The 4,211-nt window shown below is 58.2% G+C and carries 3 protein-coding genes and 1 pseudogene; 1 reads left to right on the top strand and 3 read right to left on the bottom strand.

Features of this window, described 5'->3' with window-relative positions; translation table 11 throughout:
* On the bottom strand, nt 1-206 hold a 206-nt coding region (locus tag ACIONG_RS29915; protein WP_401304577.1), incomplete at its 3' end, for a TetR family transcriptional regulator.
* Nucleotides 207-635: 429 nt separating this feature from the next.
* On the opposite strand from ACIONG_RS29915, the gene betT reads away from it, so the two are divergent.
* On the top strand, nt 636-2,633 hold the full coding sequence (gene betT / locus ACIONG_RS29920; protein ID WP_401304580.1) for a choline BCCT transporter BetT: 1,998 nt from the start codon (nt 636-638) through the stop codon (nt 2,631-2,633).
* A gap of 190 nt (nt 2,634-2,823) precedes the next feature.
* On the opposite strand, the gene choV is transcribed toward betT, so the two are convergent.
* Nucleotides 2,824-4,002: a choline ABC transporter ATP-binding protein gene (gene choV / locus ACIONG_RS29925; RefSeq protein WP_016772804.1), complete on the bottom strand. Its 1,179-nt coding sequence runs from the start codon at nt 4,000-4,002 to the stop codon at nt 2,824-2,826.
* Nucleotides 3,999-4,196: pseudogene (locus tag ACIONG_RS29930) on the bottom strand (choline ABC transporter permease subunit); the annotation flags it as partial. The gene choV and the pseudogene ACIONG_RS29930, both read right to left, overlap by 4 nt.
* Nucleotides 4,197-4,211 lie beyond the last annotated feature (15 nt).

Raw genomic sequence — 4,211 nt, forward strand, 5'->3', positions numbered from 1 at the left:
CTGAGGACGTTCATCAGATACCGCATCGTGGCGGCAATCAGGCCGTTCTTGTCCTGAAAGTAATGACTGATGATGCCATTCGAGACACCGGCCAAACGGGCGATCAGCGCAATGCTGGCGTCCCCCATTCCGACCTGATCGACCGCTTGCAACGTGGCTTCGATCAGTTGTTGGCGGCGGATGGGTTGCATACCGACCTTGGGCATCTTGCACATCTCCTTAGGCCTTCCGAGCGGCTGATTACGCCTATCGGATTGAGGGCCAGTCTATTTTGTTTTGATTGAACGTTCAATCAACAAAGAATAAGATCTGCGACAAATCGTCGCTGCCTACAGATTTTTCCTACGTGTAAGTGGCGATAAAACCGACATCCGAAAATGCTTGAAACCTGTATGGGGCATGGCGCGGTTCGCGATTCGATGGACGTGTTGAAAGGGCAAGACGCTCAGGGCCAGGTTTCGGATGAACGTCCGGATGCCTTTGGCCACGAAAGCGATTCGCAGCGCCATTTCGGCAGGTTCGGGCTTTTTTCGGGGTGTCTTTATATCACCCGCCGGTCGGCTGCCAACTAACCGATTGGTCGGGTTCCGTGTTGCCTTGTGTTCTTCTCTCGCACTGCCTGGAGCATTTGTGCCATGAGTTCTGCCTCGCTTATAAAGACCCCGCCCGAGAAGGTGACGGTCAACGGTTGGGTGTTTTACACCTCTACCGCGCTGATTCTGTTGTTGACCGCCATTCTGATGATCGCCCCGAAAGAGGCTGGCAGTTTGTTGGGTGTGGCTCAGGCCTGGTTGTCGCGCAGCTTCGGCTGGTACTACATGGTGGTGATTGCCGCCTATCTGGTATTTGTCGTGGGCCTGGCGTTTTCCTCGTACGGCAAACTCAAACTGGGCAGCAAGGATGACACCCCGGATTTCAGTTACGGCGCCTGGGCGGGGATGCTCTTCTCGTCGGGTATCGGTATTTCGCTGCTGTATTTCGGCGCTTCCGAGCCACTGGATCACTACTTCAATCCGCCGGAAGGCGCAGCGGCCACCAACATGGCTGCGCGTCAGGCGGTACAACTGACTTTCCTGCACTGGGGCCTGCACGGCTGGGCGATCTATGCGCTGGTCGGTCTGGCCGTGGCGTACTTCGCGTACCGTCATAACCAGCCGCTGGCCCTGCGTTCGGCGCTGTATCCGCTGGTCGGTGAGCGTTGGGTCAAAGGCGCGGCCGGTCACGCGGTGGACGGCTTCGGCATGTTCGTGACCCTGCTGGGTCTGGTGACCAACCTGGGGATCGGCTCGCTGCAAGTGTCCTCCGGCCTGGAAAACCTGTTCGGCATGGAGCACAGCAACACCAACCTTTTGATCGTGATCATCGTCATGAGCACCGTGGCGACCATCGCTGCCGTGTCCGGTGTGGAAAACGGCATCCGTCGTCTGTCCAACCTGAACATCGTGCTGTTCAGCGGTCTGCTGATTTTCGTCCTGCTGTTCGGCCCGACCCTGCACCTGCTCAACGGCTTCGTGCAGAACATCGGCGACTACCTCAACGGCGTGGTGCTGAAGACGTTCGACCTGTACGTCTATGAAGGCGACAGCGCCAAGTCCGACCGCTGGTTGGGTCTGTGGACTCTGTTCTACTGGGCCTGGTGGATTTCCTGGGCCCCATTCGTAGGCATGTTCATCGCGCGTATTTCCCGTGGTCGTACCGTGCGTGAACTGGTGGCTGGCGTGCTGCTGATTCCGCTGGGCTTCACCCTGGCCTGGCTGTCGATCTTCGGTAACTCGGCACTGGACCTGGTGATGAACCAGGGGGCAGTCGAGCTTGGCAAGACGGCGCTGGAACAGCCGTCGATGGCGATCTATCAGTTGCTTGAGCATTACCCGGCGTCGAAAATCGTCATCGGTGTGTCGATCTTTGTTGGCTTCGTGCTGTTCCTGACCCCGGCCGACTCCGGCGCGGTGATGATGGCGAATCTGTCCTGCAAGGGCGGCAACGTCGACGAAGATGCGCCGCACTGGCTGCGAATCTTCTGGTCGGTCGTGATCACCCTGGTGACCATCGGCCTGCTGTTTGCCGGTAACTTCGAAGCCATGCAAACCATGGTGGTGCTGGCCGGTCTGCCGTTCTCGGTGGTGCTGGTGTTCTTCATGTTCGGCCTGCACAAGGCCATGCGTCAGGACGTGCAGATCGAACAGGAGCAGGCGCAACTGGCTGAACGCGGTCGTCGCGGTTTCAGCGAGCGTCTGACGCAACTGGACCTGCAACCGAGCCAATCGGTGGTGCAGCGTTTCATGGACAAGCAGGTCAGCCCGGCGCTGGAAGACGCTGCCGCGCAAATGCGTGCGCAGGGTCTGGAAGTGCAAACGCTTTTGGGTAAATCCAAGCGTTGCATGGGCGTGCGCATCGAGATGGAAGAGGGCAACCCTTTCGTTTACGAAGTGAGCCTGGACGGTTATCTGGCGACCCCGACCGAATCGGCCCAGTCCGATGAAGCGCGCCAGCGTTACTACCGCGCCGAGGTGTATTTGCACAACGGCAGCCAGGATTACGACCTGATGGGCTTCACGCAGGATCAGATCACACGCGATGTGCTCGATCAGTTTGAAAGCCATCGGCAGCTCCTTGGCCGGGTGTACAGCTAAACAGCTAAAACAAAAGGGGCTCGATTGAGCCCCTTTTGCATGATCGTTCCCACGCTCTGCGTGGGAATGTCTCAATGGACGCTCTGCGTCCGCTGTTGTGGGACGCGGAGCGTCCCGGGCTGCATTTCCACGCAGAGCGTGGGAACGATCACGCCGCGATCCTCTCGCGGCGTTTTTGTGTCCGGGGTTCTTACCCCAGGTTCTTGCCTAGCAACGCGTGATACAGCTCACTGTCGCCCAAGATTCCCACCACATGATTGTTATCGTGCAACACCAGTTTGTTGCCGGTCTGATAACGAATCTGCAACGCATCACGCATGCCGATATTCGAATCCACCAGCGTTGGCTTGCGCTCCAGCCCTTCCACCGCTTGCCCCGGTGCCCAGTTCTGCAGGTTCAGCACCGAACCGTTCTGCCGCGCACCCTTGATAGTGTTGCCTTCGGCCAGATCCAGCCACGAGTCGCCGCCCGGATCCAGACACACCGAGCCATTGATGCGTTTACACTTGTCCAGCGTGCGCATCAGGCTGCGACCGCAGAGCACGTTGAGCGGGTTGGTGTGGGCAACGAAGGTGCGCACATAGTCGTCCGCAGGGTTCAGCACAATCTCTTCCGGCACGCTGTACTGGATGATCCGGCCGTCTTTCATGATTGCGATACGGCTGCCGAGTTTCAGCGCTTCATCAAGGTCGTGACTCACGAAGACGATGGTCTTGCTCAACTTGCGTTGCAGTTCCAGCAGTTCATCCTGCAAGCCCTGACGAATCAGCGGGTCAAGTGCCGAAAACGGTTCGTCCATCAGCAAAATGTCGGCGTCCATCGCCAATGCTCGCGCCAGGCCCACGCGCTGTTGCATGCCGCCGGAGAGTTCATCCGGTTTCTTGTTACGCCACTGTGTCAGGCCCACCAGTTCGAGTTTTTCGTCGACCAGTTTCTTGCGTTCCTTCTCCGGGCGACCCTGCATTTCCAGACCGAAACTGATGTTTTCGCGCACCGTCAGCCACGGCATCAGGGCGAACTTCTGGAACACCATGGCGATGCGTTTGGTACGCATCATTTTCAGCTCTGCGGGAGTACAGGAGGCAATGTCGATCTGACGGTTTTCATGCTCGACGAACAGCTTGCCGCGGCTCACGGTGTTGAGGCCGTTGATGCAGCGCAGCAGGCTCGATTTGCCGGAACCGGACAGGCCCATCAGCACGCAGATCTCGCCTTTATTGATGTCCAGCGTGGCTTTTTCCACGCCGACAATCTGCCCGGTCTTTTTCAGGATCTCGTTGCGGGTCATGCCCTGATCCAGCAGCTTGAGTGCCTCGCGTGGATCCTTGGAGAAGATTACGTCGACGTCTTCGAAGCGAATTATGCTCATGCGTCACCCCCTACTTTGGCGTCGGGTTGTTTGCAGATACGGTCGAGCATGATCGCCAGCAGTACAATCGCCAGGCCTGCTTCGAAGCCCAGGGCGATATCAGCAGTGTTCAGTGCGTTGACCACCGGTTTGCCGAGTCCGTCGGCGCCCACCAGTGCCGCGATCACCACCATCGACAGCGACAGCATGATGCACTAAACACTGCTGAT

This window comes from Pseudomonas sp. NPDC087817 (assembly GCF_044742875.1).
Lineage (GTDB): Bacteria > Pseudomonadota > Gammaproteobacteria > Pseudomonadales > Pseudomonadaceae > Aquipseudomonas.

Excerpts from the sequence above, each read along its gene's own strand:
- betT (WP_401304580.1), top strand. The coding sequence starts at position 636 with ATGAGTTCTGCCTCGCTTATAAAGACCCCGCCCGAGAAGGTGACGGTC.
- choV (WP_016772804.1), bottom strand. The coding sequence starts at position 4,002 with ATGAGCATAATTCGCTTCGAAGACGTCGACGTAATCTTCTCCAAGGAT.